The 16,034-nt window shown below is 61.9% G+C and carries 13 protein-coding genes; 10 read left to right on the top strand and 3 right to left on the bottom strand.

Going from position 1 to position 16,034, the window contains the following annotated elements; translation table 11 throughout:
• Nucleotides 1–55: 55 nt before the first annotated feature.
• Nucleotides 56–502 (top strand): pyrophosphohydrolase domain-containing protein, encoded by a 447-nt coding sequence (locus QVF59_RS03880; RefSeq protein ID WP_287877494.1) that lies wholly within the window; start codon nucleotides 56–58, stop codon nucleotides 500–502.
• Nucleotides 503–575: 73 nt separating this feature from the next.
• Nucleotides 576–1,124: a cytochrome b gene (locus QVF59_RS03875; RefSeq protein WP_287877492.1), complete on the top strand. Its 549-nt coding sequence runs from the start codon at nucleotides 576–578 to the stop codon at nucleotides 1,122–1,124.
• A 51-nt stretch (nucleotides 1,125–1,175) separates the two neighbouring features.
• Here the strand turns inward: QVF59_RS03875 and QVF59_RS03870 are convergent, their stop codons facing one another.
• Nucleotides 1,176–2,693 (bottom strand): MFS transporter, encoded by a 1,518-nt coding sequence (locus QVF59_RS03870; RefSeq protein WP_287877491.1) that lies wholly within the window; start codon nucleotides 2,691–2,693, stop codon nucleotides 1,176–1,178.
• 92 nt (nucleotides 2,694–2,785) lie between these two features.
• On the opposite strand from QVF59_RS03870, the gene QVF59_RS03865 reads away from it, so the two are divergent.
• A complete protein-coding gene (locus QVF59_RS03865) occupies nucleotides 2,786–3,694 on the top strand; it encodes a LysR family transcriptional regulator (RefSeq protein ID WP_287877490.1) in 909 nt (302 codons plus the stop codon).
• A 78-nt stretch (nucleotides 3,695–3,772) separates the two neighbouring features.
• On the opposite strand, the gene QVF59_RS03860 is transcribed toward QVF59_RS03865, so the two are convergent.
• Nucleotides 3,773–4,807 (bottom strand): LacI family DNA-binding transcriptional regulator, encoded by a 1,035-nt coding sequence (locus QVF59_RS03860; RefSeq protein ID WP_287877489.1) that lies wholly within the window; start codon nucleotides 4,805–4,807, stop codon nucleotides 3,773–3,775.
• A 201-nt stretch (nucleotides 4,808–5,008) separates the two neighbouring features.
• Here QVF59_RS03860 and ptsP point away from each other — a divergent pair, with 201 nt between their 5' ends.
• From ptsP to QVF59_RS03830, 6 genes are all read left to right on the top strand, one after another.
• A complete protein-coding gene (gene ptsP, locus QVF59_RS03855; protein ID WP_287877487.1) occupies nucleotides 5,009–7,513 on the top strand; it encodes a phosphoenolpyruvate--protein phosphotransferase in 2,505 nt (834 codons plus the stop codon).
• Nucleotides 7,510–8,466, top strand: a complete 957-nt coding sequence (gene pfkB / locus QVF59_RS03850; RefSeq protein ID WP_287877485.1) for a 1-phosphofructokinase — start codon at nucleotides 7,510–7,512, stop codon at nucleotides 8,464–8,466. The genes ptsP and pfkB overlap by 4 nt, the downstream gene beginning before the upstream one ends.
• Before the next feature lie 99 nt (nucleotides 8,467–8,565).
• The gene (locus QVF59_RS03845) at nucleotides 8,566–10,281 is read left to right on the top strand and encodes a fructose-specific PTS transporter subunit EIIC (protein WP_287877484.1); all 1,716 of its coding nucleotides are present in this window, start codon (nucleotides 8,566–8,568) and stop codon (nucleotides 10,279–10,281) included.
• A 208-nt stretch (nucleotides 10,282–10,489) separates the two neighbouring features.
• Nucleotides 10,490–11,863 (top strand): MFS transporter, encoded by a 1,374-nt coding sequence (locus tag QVF59_RS03840; protein ID WP_287877482.1) that lies wholly within the window; start codon nucleotides 10,490–10,492, stop codon nucleotides 11,861–11,863.
• A 1-nt stretch (nucleotide 11,864) separates the two neighbouring features.
• A complete protein-coding gene (locus tag QVF59_RS03835; RefSeq protein ID WP_287877480.1) occupies nucleotides 11,865–14,279 on the top strand; it encodes a beta-glucosidase family protein in 2,415 nt (804 codons plus the stop codon).
• A gap of 193 nt (nucleotides 14,280–14,472) precedes the next feature.
• Nucleotides 14,473–14,691, top strand: a complete 219-nt coding sequence (locus QVF59_RS03830; RefSeq protein ID WP_287877479.1) for a hypothetical protein — start codon at nucleotides 14,473–14,475, stop codon at nucleotides 14,689–14,691.
• Here the strand turns inward: QVF59_RS03830 and QVF59_RS03825 are convergent, their stop codons facing one another.
• A complete protein-coding gene (locus tag QVF59_RS03825; protein ID WP_159875377.1) occupies nucleotides 14,692–15,450 on the bottom strand; it encodes an SDR family NAD(P)-dependent oxidoreductase in 759 nt (252 codons plus the stop codon). It lies immediately after the preceding gene.
• Between the two features lie 99 nt (nucleotides 15,451–15,549).
• Between QVF59_RS03825 and QVF59_RS03820 the strand changes: the two genes are divergently transcribed.
• Nucleotides 15,550–15,909: a translation initiation factor Sui1 gene (locus QVF59_RS03820; RefSeq protein ID WP_159875376.1), complete on the top strand. Its 360-nt coding sequence runs from the start codon at nucleotides 15,550–15,552 to the stop codon at nucleotides 15,907–15,909.
• Nucleotides 15,910–16,034: the final 125 nt, after the last annotated feature.

The raw sequence follows: 16,034 nt of genomic DNA, 5'->3' as shown, positions 1-16,034 counted from the left end.
ATAATCATCAAAAAACACAATATATAGATATCAACACAAATAAAGATACAACAAGATGAGCAATCTCTACGCCATTCGCCGCGAATTCATGCAGCAGTTCGACCTACCGGCCCCCAGTCAGCCCGGCCTGCATTGCAACACGCTGGCAATGTGGGAAAACATGCTGCACGAAGAAATGGCCGAGTTCCTGCATGCGCTGCAAGAATTCAAACAAATGGGCGCATGCAGTAGGGATGAGCAACAACGCCGCATGGCCGAACTTACCGCAGAGGGTGTGGATGTACTGAACGTGCTGACCGGCTTGCTGTTGTCGCAAGGCATGCCAGTGGAAGCCATGACCGAGGCCATTCATCAGGCCAATCTGCGCAAGCAGATTGATGGCAAGGTGGTGCGCCGTGCCGATGGCAAGATTCTGAAACCCGAAGGCTGGCAAGCCGCAGACAAATGCGCGGTAATCCGCCAGGCCCAGTCATTACATCGCCCTACTGCTGACGATGATTAAGTCTGATTTAATAAATACGGCGTAACCTGCACATTGATTGATTCGGGCATGCCCACAGAACAAAGGAAGCATCATGCTGAAAAATTCACAACACAGTTATGGCCGTCTGGCACGTGCCCTGCACTGGCTGAGTGCACTGGCAGTGATTGCCGCACTGGTTTTCATCGAATTCAAGGATATTGCGCCCAAAGGCAGCCCGCTGCGTGACTTCCTGAAGTCCGGCCATTTCCAGGCGGGGATTATCGTCTTGTTACTGGTACTACCGCGCTTGCTATGGCGGCTAGCCAACCGTGTTCCGGACATCACGCCAACGCCGCCAGCCATCACCATGCTACTGGCTCACGCGGCACACTGGTTGCTGTATGCACTGATGCTGATTTTGCCGATTCTCGGCATCGCCATCGTACAAGGGGCGGGAAAAGACGTGGTATTCCTGGGAAATACGCTTCCGGTACTCTTCTCCATCAGCAAAGACACGGCACACAATTTGAAAGAAGTACATGAAACGCTGGGGAATGTGCTGTTATGGGTAGCCATTTTCCATGCTGCAGCGGCAGTCTGGCACCACCGTTTTGTCAAGGACGACACCCTCACCCGCCTGACCGGGCCGATTCGCCCCTGATATCCACGCAAACACCCCGCCTTGGCGGGGTGTTTGCATTCCTGCCCTGCATCAGCGCAAATCCCTTTGCCACAGCGCCATCACCATGGCCAGTCCGGACAGCAAGGCCAGGGCCAGCAAGGCGTGGTCGCAGGCAATCAATACCGCCTGCTGCGTCACCTGGGCCGACAAACGCGCAAGATCAGGCAGGTCCAGCCCCATTCCCCAGTGCCTCAGGCTGAGGGCGTCCAGACGATCCAGCAGGCTCATGCGGGCCACTGCCTCTCCCGCTTGCAACTGCAAGGCAGCCAAACCGGTTCCCATGGCCATGGCCAGTTCACGCAGGATGTTTTTCAGCTGATAGGCATGGGCAAAATCCTCTGCCTGCACCTCGGCATAGGTCATGGCCGCAATCTGCAATACCGACAGCACCGGCACTAGGCCGTGCAGCAGGATGGCCGGCAGTACGCTGGCCAGTGCAGCGCCAGGCATGGCCACGTGTGACAGCCACACACTACAGAGCAATAGCAGGCCAAAACCCAGTGCCAGCACATGATGACGCCGTGTCAGCCAGCGACTGGCATACAAATAGGACAAGGCCATCACCACCGTCACCAGGCTGCCCATGCTCATGGCCCAGCCGGTGGTAACAAAGTCAAAGCCCAGCCCGTGTTGCAGCATGGCAGACAGCAGGTAAGGCCAAATCCCGTTGCACAGGTAGTAAAGCGCATAAAAAGCCAGCCCCATCAGATAGCGGCGGCGTAATACCGCATGCAGCCGCAACCAGGGGTCCGGGTGGGTATGGAGGCGCCGCCAGGCCAGCAACAGCAAGGCCACACCAGCCAGCAAGGCCAGCCACATTCCGGGCCGGGCAGAAAATCGCAGAAAACGCAGATCCTCCAGCGTATGCAAGACCAGCAACGCGCCCAACCCCAATGCCGCCACCGCCAGCCAGTCCAGTTCTCCAGCCTGGGTACGCGTAGGCATACCGGCATTGCGTGGATAGCTGATATTGACCAGCACCAGCAACAGCGGGACAAAGCCGGCCTGCAGCCAGAAGATGGCCTGCCAGCCCCAGTCTTCGACCAGCAGAGCGGACAGCCAGGGAGCAATGCCGGACAGTCCGAACAGCCCAAGCAAAAAACCATACATCAGCGGCTTGCGCTCTCTGGGCTGAGCCACCAGCTGCAACAGAATGCGCGAGGCGGTAAACAGCCCGCCGCCGCCCACGCCCTGAAACAGCCGCGCCAGCGCCAGACTGGTGATGCCCTCAGCCAGGGCACAGCCCACACTGCCAGCCATGAACAACAGCAAGGCCCACTGGGTATAGCGGCGATAGCTGATCAGGGTGGCAAAGCGCCCCAGTAGCAGGTTGACCAGCACCGCGCCCACGGCAAAGCTGGTCAGCGCCCACAGATATTCCTGCGGAGCCGCCGCCACCCCGCCCTGGATCGCCCCGCCCGCCACCCCCATCATGCCGACGGCCACAAAATCCGCCCCAGTCACCAGACCCAGGGTGAGGCCAAACAGCCGAACCTGCCAAGGGCGACATTCGGGATGGGCTTGCAGCAAAACGGGGTAATCAGGCATCAAACAGAAAGCTCGGGAAAAGGTATGGTGTCGCAGTCACTATAGTGACCATGCTATGTTGAATAAACTGCCATTTTTGAAATGATTATTCAATGTCACGTACAAACGACTGGAATGACTGGCATCTGTTTGGCTGTGTAGCGCAACTGGGTAGTTTCAGCCGGGCGGCCGAACGGTTACAACTGCCCAAATCGACAGTCAGCACCGCAATCTCCCGGTTGGAGCAAAGACTGGGTTTGCGCTTGCTGGAACGCAGCACGCGCCGCCTGCGCCTGACCGAAGCCGGCTTTCAGTTGCTGACAGAAATCGGACCGCTGTTTTCACGACTGGAAGACATCGCCGACCACCTACAAGGCCATGCCGAAGCGCCGCTAAGCGGCACATTGCGCATTGCATCTCCCTATGAATTTGCCAGCCTGCACCTGAGCCCGGTGCTGTGCGACATCATGCAGGCCCACCCGGCACTACATATCGAAGTGGATGTAGTCAGCAGCCTGATCGACCCGCTCAGCAGTGGCTACGACCTGAGTTTTGTGATGACCAGTCAGCCGCTGCCGGATTCCGGCCAATTGGGCAAGCGTCTGTACACCTTGCAGCAGGGCCTGTTTGCTGCGCCAGCCCTGTTGCAGCAACGCGGCAGACCACAACACCCGGCAGAACTTGCCGACTGGCCGCTATTAGGGGCCGCTACCGCCCTGCCCTGGCAATTCCGGCATGCTGATGGCCGACACTACCAGTTGACGCAGCCGCTGTTGCTGCAAAGCGCCAATGCGGGTCTGCGGCTGCAGGCCGCCATTGCCGGGCGCGGGGTCTGCCTGGTGTCCTGCAATTTTGCGGCGGCAGCCCTGGCGACTGGTCAGTTGGCACGCATTCTGCCGGACTGGTCGCTCCCGCCCTTGAAAACCTATGCGCTCATCCCCAACCGTAGCCTGCTGCCCACCAAGACCCGCTTGCTACTGGATGGACTGGAGCAGCGCTTTGCCAGCCTGGAAGCGCTCTGAACTCTCATGCAAGCAGCAAGAAAATGGGCGCTCCCTGGCGCCCATTGCACTACTAGCTTGCCGACATGGTTGGCAACACTACTTGTCCTGCGGCAGTCGCATGGTTGAGCCGCGTTCAATCAAGCGCCCGGACAGCACCACCTTGCGCGCACTACGGGCCGGGTCTTCCAGCCGCTCCAGCAGCATCTTCATGGCGGTGCGGCCAATGTCGTACACCGGCTGTTCGATCACCGTCAGGCCGGGTCCGGCCAGCTCGGTCCAGTTGTCATTGTCAAAACCGGCCAGCGCCAGCTGCTGCGGAATGGCAATACCGGCCTTACGCGCACCGCGCAACATGCCCAGCAACACCAGGCCATTACTGGCAATCAACGCCTGTGGCGGCGAAGACTCACGCAACCAGTCACTCATCGCCTGCTCCGCTGCTTCCGGCGTGGGAGCGATAAAGCGTGCTTCAGCCTGCAATCCATGCTGCTGCATGGCAGCCAGCACACCGGCATGGCGCTCGGTCCCGGTGGTACTGGTGTTGCCAAACAGGCCACCAATGCGGCGATAGCCCTGTTGCAGCAAATGCTCCACCAACTGGCTGGCTGCTTCAGCATTGTCCAGCACCACGGCATCAGCCTGCCCCGGCGGCGCAGCACGATCGATCAGCACCACCGGGAAGCCCAGTTGCTGCGGGTCCAGCTTCTGCGCCGTGGCACGGGTAGGGGCGAAGATGACCCCGGTGACCCGCTCCTCCTGCATCAGGCGCAGGTACATGGCTTCTTTTTGCGGATTTTCGTCGGTATTGCACAAGATAACGCGCATGCCCACCGCGTAAGCAGCATCCTCCACCGCCCGGCTGACCGCGGTAAAGAAGGGATTGCGGATATCAGACACAATCAGGCCAATGGTATGACTATGCTGAGAGCGCAGCCGACGTGCCGACAGATTGGGCAGATAGCCGGTGGCGGCCACGGCAGCCTCCACTTTCTTGCGCAGCTCATCGCTGACCGGGCCATCGCCCAGCGCCCGTGACACTGTCGCCACCGACACCCCGGCAGCCCGGGCTACATCCTTGATGCGTACCGTCATTTTGCAATCGTTTTCAGTCAGGTTGTCGTGATCCTGCATCAAGTAAAAATGCTTTGCAAGCCTTTAATTACAAGGATCATTAAAGATTGAAGTCGTGTTTGATCAAGATGATCTACGATCAATATTGACAGGTGTTGTGTAATCGATTTCAATGCCAGCAACGCAACGCCAGACAATAGCCAGCACAGCCCATTTTTGGGTGCAATGCAGCAAAATAACAGTACCAGGAGACCACTCCCGATGTCGCACGATCTGATCCATCCGGAACTGATTTGCCTTGCCACCGCTCCGGCCAGCAAGGAAGATGCCATCCGCCAGGCCGGCCAGCTGCTGGCCAACGCTGGCTGTATTGACGCCGCCTATATCGACAGCCTGCTGGCACGCGAAGCCGTGGCCAACACCTTTCTGGGTCATGGCGTCTCCATTCCGCATGGCATGGTGGAAGACCGCCACCTGATCAAGCGCACCGGCATTGCCATTCTGCAGATTCCGCAGGGTCTGGAATGGAATCCTGGCCAGACCACCCATTTGCTGTTTGCCATTGCTGCGCAATCGGACGAACACATCCAGCTGCTGCGTCGGCTCACCCGCTTGCTGCAAGACGAACCCCTCCTGCAGCAGCTGTTTGCCACCAGCAATCCGCAAGACCTGATTGCCGCCCTGTCCGACACCGCTGCCGCACCGGCTGCGCCGCAGCAGCCGGCGGGCGATCTGGCCGAACAGTTTGAATGGCAGGTGGACTACCCCAATGGCCTGCATGCCCGCCCGGCCACCGCCTGGGTGGAAACCGCCCGCCAGTACGCGGCACAGGTACAAGTGCGTCACGGCCACCATGTGGCTGACGCCAAGAACATGATTTCCCTGCTGCAACTGGGCCTGCAACGCGGCGACCGGCTGGTGGTATCCGCCGAAGGCAGCGATGCCGCCGCCCTGCTGCAAGCCCTGCAAGGGGTGATGACCCGCCTGACTGCGCAGGAACAAACCGACGCCGCACTGGCCGCGCAAAAAGCCCAGGCCCAGCGTAGCGAAAACAACTGGCAGCCGCCGGGCCACCCGCTGGAAGTGGCCGGTATCAGTGCCAGCCCCGGTCTGGCCATCGGTCAGGTCCATGTGCTGACCCACGGCCTGCCCGCCATTCCCGACCACCCGCTGGCACTGGCTGAAGCTGGTGACAAACTGCATGCCGCGCTGGCCGATACCCGCGCCGAACTGGCCAAGCTGGCCGAAGACACCGCCCAGCGCCTGGGTAATGCCGAAGCCGCCATTTTCAAGGCCCAGGCCGAACTGCTGAGCGATACCGACCTGATCACCCTGTCCTGCCAGCTGATGGTGGAAGGCCACGGCGTGGCCTGGTCCTGGCATCAGGCCGTGGAGCGCCTGGCCGACCGTCTGGCCGCGCTGGGCAACCAGTTGCTGGCCGCCCGTGCCGCCGACCTGCGTGATGTCGGCCGCCGCGTGCTGGGCAAGATCGACCCCAGCCTGCAAGCAACCACCCTGTCCGACCTGCCGGACAACTGCATTCTGCTGGCCAGCGATTTGTCGCCATCCGACACCGCCGGGCTGGATACCAACAAGGTAATTGGCCTCGCCACTGCCCAGGGCGGCCCGACTTCGCACACAGCCATTCTGGCGCGCACCCTCGGCCTGCCGGCACTGGTAGCCGGTGGCCCCGGCCTGCTTGGCGTAGCCAATGGTACGGCCGCGATTCTGGATGGCCAGGCTGGCCGCCTCTACCTGAACCCGGGCGAAGCCGACCTGAAATCCGCCCGCGACTGGATGGCGCAACAGCAGCTGCGCAAGGAACGCGAAGAAGCCGAACGCAGCCTGCCGGCCCAGACCCGTGACGGCCACAGCGTGGAAGTGGCCGCCAACGTCAACCGCCCGGACCAGGTGGCCGCCGCCATTGCCGCCGGTGCCGAAGGTGTGGGCCTGATGCGTACCGAATTCCTGTTCCTGGAACGTGACGACAGCCCGGACGAAGAAGAACAGTTCGCCACTTACCAGGCCATGCTGCAGGCACTGGAAGGCCGCCCGCTGATCGTGCGCACGCTGGATATCGGCGGCGACAAGCAAGTGCCTTACCTCAACCTGCCGCACGAGGAAAACCCCTTCCTCGGCATGCGTGGTGCCCGTCTGCTGCTGCGCCGCCGCGACCTGCTGGAACCGCAGCTGCGTGCGCTGTACCGCGCCGCCCGTGGTGGCCAGCCGCTGTCCATCATGTTCCCGATGATTACCTCGCTGAAAGAAATCACCCGCCTGAAGGGCCTGTGTGAAGGCATTCGCCGCGAGCTGAACGCCCCGGTGGTGCCGATCGGCATCATGGTGGAAGTGCCCGCCGCCGCCACGCTGGCCGACAAGCTGGCCGAGCATGTGGACTTCTTCTCCATCGGCACCAACGACCTCACCCAGTACGCACTGGCCATCGACCGTCAGCATCCGGAGTTGGCCGCCGAAGCCGACAGCCTGCACCCGGCAGTACTGCGCCTGATTCACCAGACGGTGCAGGGTGCCGCCCAGCATGGCCGCTGGGTAGGCGTGTGCGGTGGCATTGCCGGCGACCCCTTCGGTGCCGCCCTGCTCACCGGTCTGGGTGTCAACGAACTGTCGATGAGCCCACGTGACATCGCCAGCGTCAAGGCCCGCCTGCGTGGCAGCGACTTTGCCAAACTGGCCGAGCTGGCACAGCAAGCGCTGGATTGCGACAGCGCCGAAGAAGTGCGCGCCCTGCAGAGCCTGCTGTCATGAACGGCCCGCTGATCACCATCACCCTGAACCCGGCCATCGACCAGACGGTGTGTGTGCAGGATTTCCAGCCCGGCAGCGTCAATCTGGCGCTGTCCAGCACCAGCAATGCCGGCGGCAAGGGCGTGAACGTGGCCAGCTGCCTGGCCGACTGGGGCTTGCCGGTGCTGGCCACCGGCCTGTTGGGACGCAATAACAGCGATGCATTTGAAGCACTGTTCAAGGACAAGGGCATTGCAGACCGCTTCATCCGCGTGCCGGGTGACACCCGCGTCAACATCAAGCTGTCCGATCAGGCCAATGCCAGCACCACCGACATCAACCTGCCGGGCCTGACCGTAGGCGAAGTGCAATGGGAACGCCTGCTGACCCTGCTGGCGGCAGACGTCAATCCGGGCAGCCAGATTGTGCTGGCCGGCAGCCTGCCACAGGGGCTGGTGCCGGAACAGCTCCCCCTGCTGATCGGCAAACTGCGCCAATGGGGTGCCCATGTGCTGCTGGACAGCAGCGGTGCCGCGCTGGCCTGCGCACTGGCCGCTCCACGCGCCAGCCTGCCGGACTGCATCAAGCCCAATCGCCACGAACTGGAGCAATGGGCTGGCCATGCCCTGCCCACCCTGCCAGACGTACTAGCCTGCGCGCGCCAACTGCAACAGGCCGGTGTGGCCGAGGTGGTGGTATCGCTGGGCGAGGAAGGCGCGCTGTTTGTGCTGGACGACGGCCCGGCCCTGCTGGCCCGCCTGCCGGTGCAGAACCCGCTGAGCACCGTGGGTGCCGGTGATGCACTGGTGGCCGGCCTCAGCGCCGCGCGCCACCAGCGCCTGGCCGGTGAAGACCGCGCCCGGCTGGCCGTGGCCTTTGCCACCGCCAAGCTGGCCCGCATCGGCCCCCACCTGCCGGAACGCAGCCAGGTGGAACAACTGGCACGGCAAGTGGAAGTGCAGCACTTGTCCTAAACCATCATGCTGCGGGCGGGCAACGCTCACCCACCCTCGCCACGCGGCAGATCATCAGCAAAGCAACAACAACAGGCAGATAAAACTAGGAGAAAGACAATGGCAAACCTGCTGGCAGTGATTGCAGCTCCCGATCGCAGCACCCAGTCCATGCTGGCTGGCGAAGCGCTGCGCCAGGCGGCTACCCGGCTGAAACACAAGATCGATGTAGAAATCCACACCGCACAAGGCGTGCAACAGCCGCTGAGCGCCAGCGCCATTGCCGACGCCGACGCCGTGCTGCTGATTGGCGAAGCCGCGGCACAGGATGTGCGCTTTGCCAACAGCCACACCCTGCCCAGCTCGCTGGAAGCCGTACTGGCCGATGCCGAAGGCCAGCTCAAGGCCAGCCTGAGCGCCCGGACTGCCAGCAGCGCGCTGCGCATTGTCGGCATCACATCTTGCCCCACCGGCATTGCCCACACCTTCATGGCCGCCGAAGGCCTGAGCCAGGCCGCACAGAAACTGGGCCACAGCATCCGCGTGGAAACCCAGGGTTCGGTGGGCGCGCAGGACACGCTGACGGCGGATGAAATCCGTCTGGCCGATGTGGTGATCATTGCCGCCGACACCCAGGTGGACCTGTCGCGCTTTGTCGGCAAGCATCTGTTCTCCAGCGGCACCAAACCGGCCATCAACGATGGTGAAAACCTGGTGCGCCGCGCCATTGCCGAAGCCCAGCCGCATGGTGCCAGCCAGGCTGCCAGCAGCCAGACGGCCGCCAGCACCGCTTCCGCAAGCAGCGCCCAGAGCGAGCAGCGCAGCGGCGCTTACAAACACCTGATGACCGGTGTGTCCTTCATGCTGCCCTTTGTCACCGCCGGCGGCATCATGATTGCGCTGGCTTTTGCACTGGGCGGCATTTACGCCTTTGACGACGCGCACAAGGGCACGCTGGCCTGGGCCTTGTTCCAGATTGGTGCCAAATCCGCCTTTGCGCTGATGGTGCCGATTCTGGCCGGTTACATCTCCTACTCCATCGCCAACCGTCCCGGTATTGCCCCCGGCATGGTGGGTGGCATGCTGGCCGCCAGCCTGGGCTCCGGCTTTCTGGGTGGTATTGCCGCCGGTTTCATCGCCGGTTACGGCACGGATTTCCTCAACAAGAAAATCCAGCTGGGCCGCAATCTGGATGGCCTGAAACCGGTGCTGATCTTGCCGGTACTGGGTTCCCTGCTGGTGGGCCTGCTGATGATCTACGTCATCGGCACGCCGGTAGCCGCCTTGCTGGCCATGCTGACCGAAGCGCTCAAGAGCATGCAGGGCAGCAGCGCCTTGCTGCTGGGTGCCATTCTGGGCGCGATGATGGCCTTTGACATGGGCGGCCCGGTGAACAAGGCAGCCTATGCCTTTGCCACCGGCCTGATTGCCAGCCAGGTGTACACCCCGATGGCCGCGGTGATGGCCGCCGGCATGACCCCGCCGCTGGGCATCGCCCTGGCCACCAAGCTGTTTGCCGACCGCTTTACCGCCGACGAGCGCGAAGCCGGCAAGGCTGCTGGCGTGCTGGGTATTTCCTTCATCAGTGAAGGTGCCATTCCGTTTGCCGCCCGCGACCCGCTGCGCGTGATCCCGTCGCTGATGGTGGGTTCGGCCGTGACCGGTGCCATCTCCATGGCCATGGGCGTGGAACTGAAAGTACCGCACGGTGGCGTGTTCGTACTGCCCATCCCCAATGCAGTGACCAATCTGGGTGCCTACCTGGTGGCACTGGTGGTAGGTACGGTGCTGACCGCCGTGATGCTGCGCGTGCTGAAAAAACCGCTGGCACAATAAGCCATGAGCCGACCGGCAGCACGGACCTGCCGGCCGCTGAACGATTTCTCTCTCTCTCGGGCCAACTCCTTTGCGGGTTGGCATTTTTTTGTCCTGCGTTTTGAAAATCCCGCCATAAAACCCGACGTTTCCAGAGTGCAATGACCATAGCCACGCCAGGCTGCACTGCTATGGTAAGGCCCAGTCACTGGCTCTGGAGAACCGCACCATGTCTGCCCCTGCCCTGTCCGCCGCAGATGTCAAACTGGGCCTGCGTGAAAAAGTAGGCTATGGACTGGGAGACATGGCGTCCAATCTGTCGTTTGGTGCCGTCTCGCTGTTCCTGCTGTTTTTCTACACCAATATCTTTGGCCTGAGCGCCGGCGAAGCCAGCCTGATCTTCCTGATCGCCCGCATCATCGATGCGCTGTTCAATATTCTGCTGGGCTACGCCATTGACAAGACGCACAGCCGCCATGGCAAGCTGCGGCCCTATCTCTTGTACGGCGCGCTGCCGCTGGGGGTCCTGACCGTGCTGTGCTTCAGCACCCCTGACACCAGCTACAAGTTTACCTATGCGCTGGTCAGCTACACCGTGTACTGCCTGGCCTATACCACGGTGAACACGCCCTATTCAGCCATGAACAATATGCTGACCCAGCACGCCATGTCGCGCGCCTCACTGTCGGTGTACCGCATGTTGTTTGCCACGCTGGGCTACTTTGTGGTGTCGGTGTATGCCGACCAATTGATTCGCCGCTTTGCTGATCCGCGCACCGGCTACCAGCTCACCATCGCGCTGTTTGCCGGGCTGGCCACCCTGCTGTTCTACGCCTGCTTTGCCATGACCAGGGAACGCATCCGGCAGGACAAGGACACAGCCCCCAGCCTGCGCCAGATGGTGCAGGCCATTACCGCCAACCGGCCCCTGTTCCAGCTGTCGATGTTTACCGTGTTTACCTATATCGCCTACAGCGTGTGGATGGCCGCCGCCATTTACTACATCAACTACGTACTGCGCGATGAAGCCTATACCGCCAGCTTCTTCGCCATCCAGACCGTGGCCAATCTGGTCGGCACCATTGCCTCGGAACAGCTGATTGCCCGCTTCGGCAAAAAGAGACTGACCCTGCTCACCCTGAGTGCCGGCGCGTTGGCGCTGGCCTATCAATACTGGCTGGCGGGCGACAGCCGGCTGGCCATCATGGTTTGCGTCTGTCTGTACAGCGCGGCCATGGGCAGCATCTTTGTCTGCATGTACGCCATGCTGGCCGACACGGTGGAATACGCCGAGTGGCAGCAGCATGTGCGTACCGAGGGCGCCATCTATGGCTATTTCAACTTCATCACCAAAGTGGCCATGGCCATTGCCGGTGGTCTGGCCGGGCTGATCCTGCAATATGCCGGCTACGATGCCGCCCATATCACGCCACGCGCACAAGACTGGATCGCCCTGATGATGACGCTGATTCCCGCCGCCATGTTCGTGCTGGCGCTGCTGTTCGTGCTGCGCTACCAGCTGGATGAAGACAGCTATCTGCGCATGGTGGGCCAGATCGAAGCACGCAAGCAGCCCGCCGCCGCTCAGCCACAGGAGTCCTGAAATGACAGCCAATCACCAAGAACTGATCGCCCGCATGCGCCCACAAGACAAGGTCAAGCTGCTCAGCGGCCAGGGCCTGTGGCGCACGGCCAGCCTGCCCGAATTCGGCATTCGCGACTTTGTCATGACCGATGGCACCTATGGCGTGCGCTACAGCAGTGCGCAGATCGACCAGCAGGAAAGCTGGAATATCAGCGACTTCCTGTCAGTGGTACAGCAAGATGCGGGCCAGCAGGCGACCGATAGCGACAAGGGCGGCTCGGAAGTGCTGTTTGGCCACTCGCGCCCGGCCACCTGCTTTCCCAATGGCTCCAGCCTGGCCTGCAGTTGGGATGTGGTGCTGGTGGAACAGATGGGACGGGCGCTGGCGATTGAATGCCAGTCCATGGGTGTGGGCCTGCTGCTGGGGCCGGGCATCAATATCCGTCGCACCCCGCTGGCCGGACGCGGTTACGAGTATTACTCGGAAGATCCGCTGCTCAGCGGCGATCTGGCCGCCGCGCTGATCAACGGCCTGCAACAGCAAGGCGTGGGAGCCAGCCTCAAGCACTTTGCCTGCAACAACTCGGAATACATGCGTACCGAGATGGACTCCATCGTCGACGAGCGCGCGCTGCGCGAAATCTACCTGTACGGTTTCCAGCGCGCCATTGCCAAGGCACAGCCGTGGACGGTGATGTCCTCCTATAACCGGCTCAACGGCGAACAGACCTCGCAGCACCACTGGCTGCTCACCCAGGTACTGCGCAAGGAATGGGGCTACCAGGGGCTGGTGATGTCCGACTGGTACGGCATCAAGGACCGCCCGGCCTCGCTGTTGGCCGGTAATGAACTGGCCATGCCGGAAAACGCGCTGGACAATGCCGAACTACTGGCCGCCATCGAACAAGGCCGTATTCCCGCTACGGTGCTGGACCAGGCCTGTCTGCACATGCTGCAACTGATAGCCAAGGTGCAGGCTGGCCGCCAGCCCGGCACCGTAGCTGACTTTGCCAGCCACCATCAGCTTGCGCGACGCATTGCCGCCGAATCACTGGTATTACTGAAGAACGACCAAGACTTGCTGCCACTGGATGGCCAGCAACTGCGCCGACTGGCGGTGATTGGCAAACCGGCACAACAGCCGGTGATACAGGGCTCGGGCTGCGCCACCACCCAGCCCTGGCAGCAGGACTGTCCGCTGGATGAAATCCGGTCGCAGGCGGGAAGCAGCGTGCAGATCGACTATGCCGTCGGTGCGCCGGACGACCAACACGACGACGCAGCCGCACTGCAACACGCCTGCGCCATGGCCGCCGCCGCCGAGGTGGCCGTAGTGTTTGTCAGTACCCCCATCGGCATGGACGGTGAAAATGGCGACCGCCAGCATCTGGGCCTGCTCCCCAGCCACGACCGCCTGATCAGCCGGCTGGCCGCGGTGCAGCCCAAGCTGGTGGTGGTGCTGTGCAATGGCGATGCCGTGCTGATGCCCTGGCTGCCCCAGGTGCCTGCCGTGCTGGAGTGTTTCTTCGCAGGTCAGGGCATGGGCCATGCAGTGGCCGCCACGCTGTTTGGTGTCAACAATCCCAGTGGCAAGCTCACCACTACCCTGCCCAACAGTCTGGAAGAGACACCAGCCTATCTGCACTACCCCGGCGAAAATGGCCGTCACCATTACAGCGAGGGGCTGTATGTCGGTTATCGCTATTACGACAAGCGCCAATTGCAGCCGCTGTTTCCCTTTGGTTTTGGTCTGAGCTATACCCGTTTCGACTACCGCGAACTGCAGCTCTCCAGCCAGGACATGACGGAACACGACACCCTCACGGTGAGCATCGAGATCCACAACAGCGGTGCGCGGGATGGCAAGGAGATCGTGCAGCTATACATCGCACCACCGCCCTCGCCCTTGGCACGCCCGCCACAAGCCCTGCGCGGCTTCGTCAAACTGGACATCCCGGCCGGAAGCAGCCGCCACGCCCACTTCACCCTGCAACGCGAAGATTTTGCCTATTACGACCCGGCGCACCCAGCCTGGGTGGTGGACAGCGGCCCGCATGAGATCCGCATCGCAGCCTCCAGCCGCGACATCCGCCTGCAGGCCACGGTAGCGGTTACCGCGCAGCCACCCTACCCCAGGCTCAAGGCTGACTCCTCGCTGGTGCAGCTCACCCGTCACCCACCCATGCTGCAGGCCGTGGCCGAACTGGTGGCCAGCAAGTGTGCACTCAGCGTGGATGATGCCCGTGCCAAGCTGATCCAGATGGCTCCCAACATGTTCGGCGGCTTGTTCATCACCCTCACCGCCATGCTGGAACTGGATATCAGCCGCGCTGAGCTGCAGCTGATCCTAGACCGATTCAACAGCATGCCCAGTTGCAACCAGGCAAGAGACGTCGCGGTTTTTTCATCACAACGTCAAGACCCTGTCACATGACAAGACGACAATCCGTCCCAAGCCGGCCACTTGCGCTGGGTTGTCTCTTGTTCAGTTGTTTCTTCTCGGCTTTACTCTCGCGCCAACCCTTTACCGGGTTGGCACTTTTTTGGGTGCACCACCTGCCACTGGCTACGGCCAGCACCTGCAAAACCCAGACTGGTAAATAAAGGCAAAGACCAAGCACGAATACTTGCCTGCACGCGATGTCATCTGCATCGTGTTGTGCTTTCCACACCCTAGCCGTAGCCGCATGATTACCTCCACGACTCCGCTGCCGGTGTCCTACCCGCCGTTGACACCGACACCACAGCCAGCCAGCAACACACCACCCGGCCCTTCCCCCCAGCCCGCCATGCCCACGCAGCCTGCACCAGGACAGCCAGGCAGTGGCATCAACACCTATGCCTGATCAGCGCGCGGTATTGCCACCGTCCACCGCCAGCGTGGTGCCGGTGACAAAACTGGCATCGTCGGACAACAAAAAACGCACCGCCCGGGCTATTTCATCCGGCCGCGCATAGCGCCCCAGCGGCACGCCACCGGCGACGGTGAGCGAGGGGGTATCCGGCCCGGCGGCAGCACGTTCGGCGGCCCAACGTTCCACTTCGGTATCGCCAGGACACACGGCGTTGATGCGGATGCGATCGCGGGCATGGTCCAGCGCCATCGCCCGCGTCATTTGCACCACCGCGCCCTTGCTGGCGCAGTAGGCCACGGCTGCCTCGCCCGCCACCAGCCCCCAGTCCGATGCATTGTTGACAATGGCTCCGCCACCCTGCGCCCGCATGGCGGGAATCACCGCCTTGCACATGCGCCACACCGCGGTCACGTTCAGGGCCAGCACCGTGGCCCAGTCCTGTTCGCTGGTCGACTCCGCAGTCCCGCCCAGCACCACGCCGGCATTATTGAACAGGCCGTCAATGCGGCCGTGGCGGGCCAGCATGGCGGCCACGGTCTGCGTGGTGGCAGTAGCATCCAGCTGATCCAGCGGCCAGTACTCGGCCTGCCCACCCGCAGCTTGCAGAGCCTGCTGCAAGGCCATGCCCTCCGCCTGCCGTCGCCCGGTAAACAACACCTGCACCCCATCCTGTGCCAGTAGCTGCACCGTTGCCTTGCCAATGCCGGAGGTACCACCGGTTACCAGTATCACGCGCTGCGCTTTGTCCATCCTGCTGCTCCTGCTTGCTGATCTGTCCTGTTCACAGCCATCGTCTTGTCGCCGGTTTGGCGCTAGACTGCCGGCTGCACTGTTAGCCTGCATTTACCCATGAAATCGAAATCCTCTTCCGGCGGCCTGGTTTATTCCTCCGAGCATGGCCGCATGTGCCCGGACTGCCGTCAGCCGCTTGATGCCTGCATCTGCCAGCAAGCCACCATGCCCAGCGGCGATGGCATTGTGCGTGTCAGCCGTGAAAACAAGGGCCGTGGCGGCAAGACCGTCACCGTGGTGAAAGGTGTGTTGCGCGACAATGCAGGCTTGACCGTACTGGGCAAGCAGTTGAAAGCCGCCTGTGGCACGGGCGGCACCGTCAAGGATGGCACTATTGAAATCCAGGGCGACCATGTCGCAACCGTCATCAGCAGCTTGCAAAAGCTCGGTTTCACGGTAAAGCGCGCGGGCGGCTGAGTACAATCAGCCAGGCACGGTCCCATGCATTTCCCAGCCCCCATTCCCAAGCGGGCAGCGTGATACATTGCTGGCAGTATTGAAAAAATACAACAATAATTTTCCAAAAATGAAAATTTGACTTA

The organism is Aquitalea sp. (genome assembly GCF_030150775.1).
Taxonomy (GTDB): domain Bacteria; phylum Pseudomonadota; class Gammaproteobacteria; order Burkholderiales; family Chromobacteriaceae; genus Aquitalea; species Aquitalea denitrificans.
The sequence above is the reverse complement of the archived record's forward strand: the minus strand, read 5'-3'. Positions and strand labels throughout refer to the sequence as shown.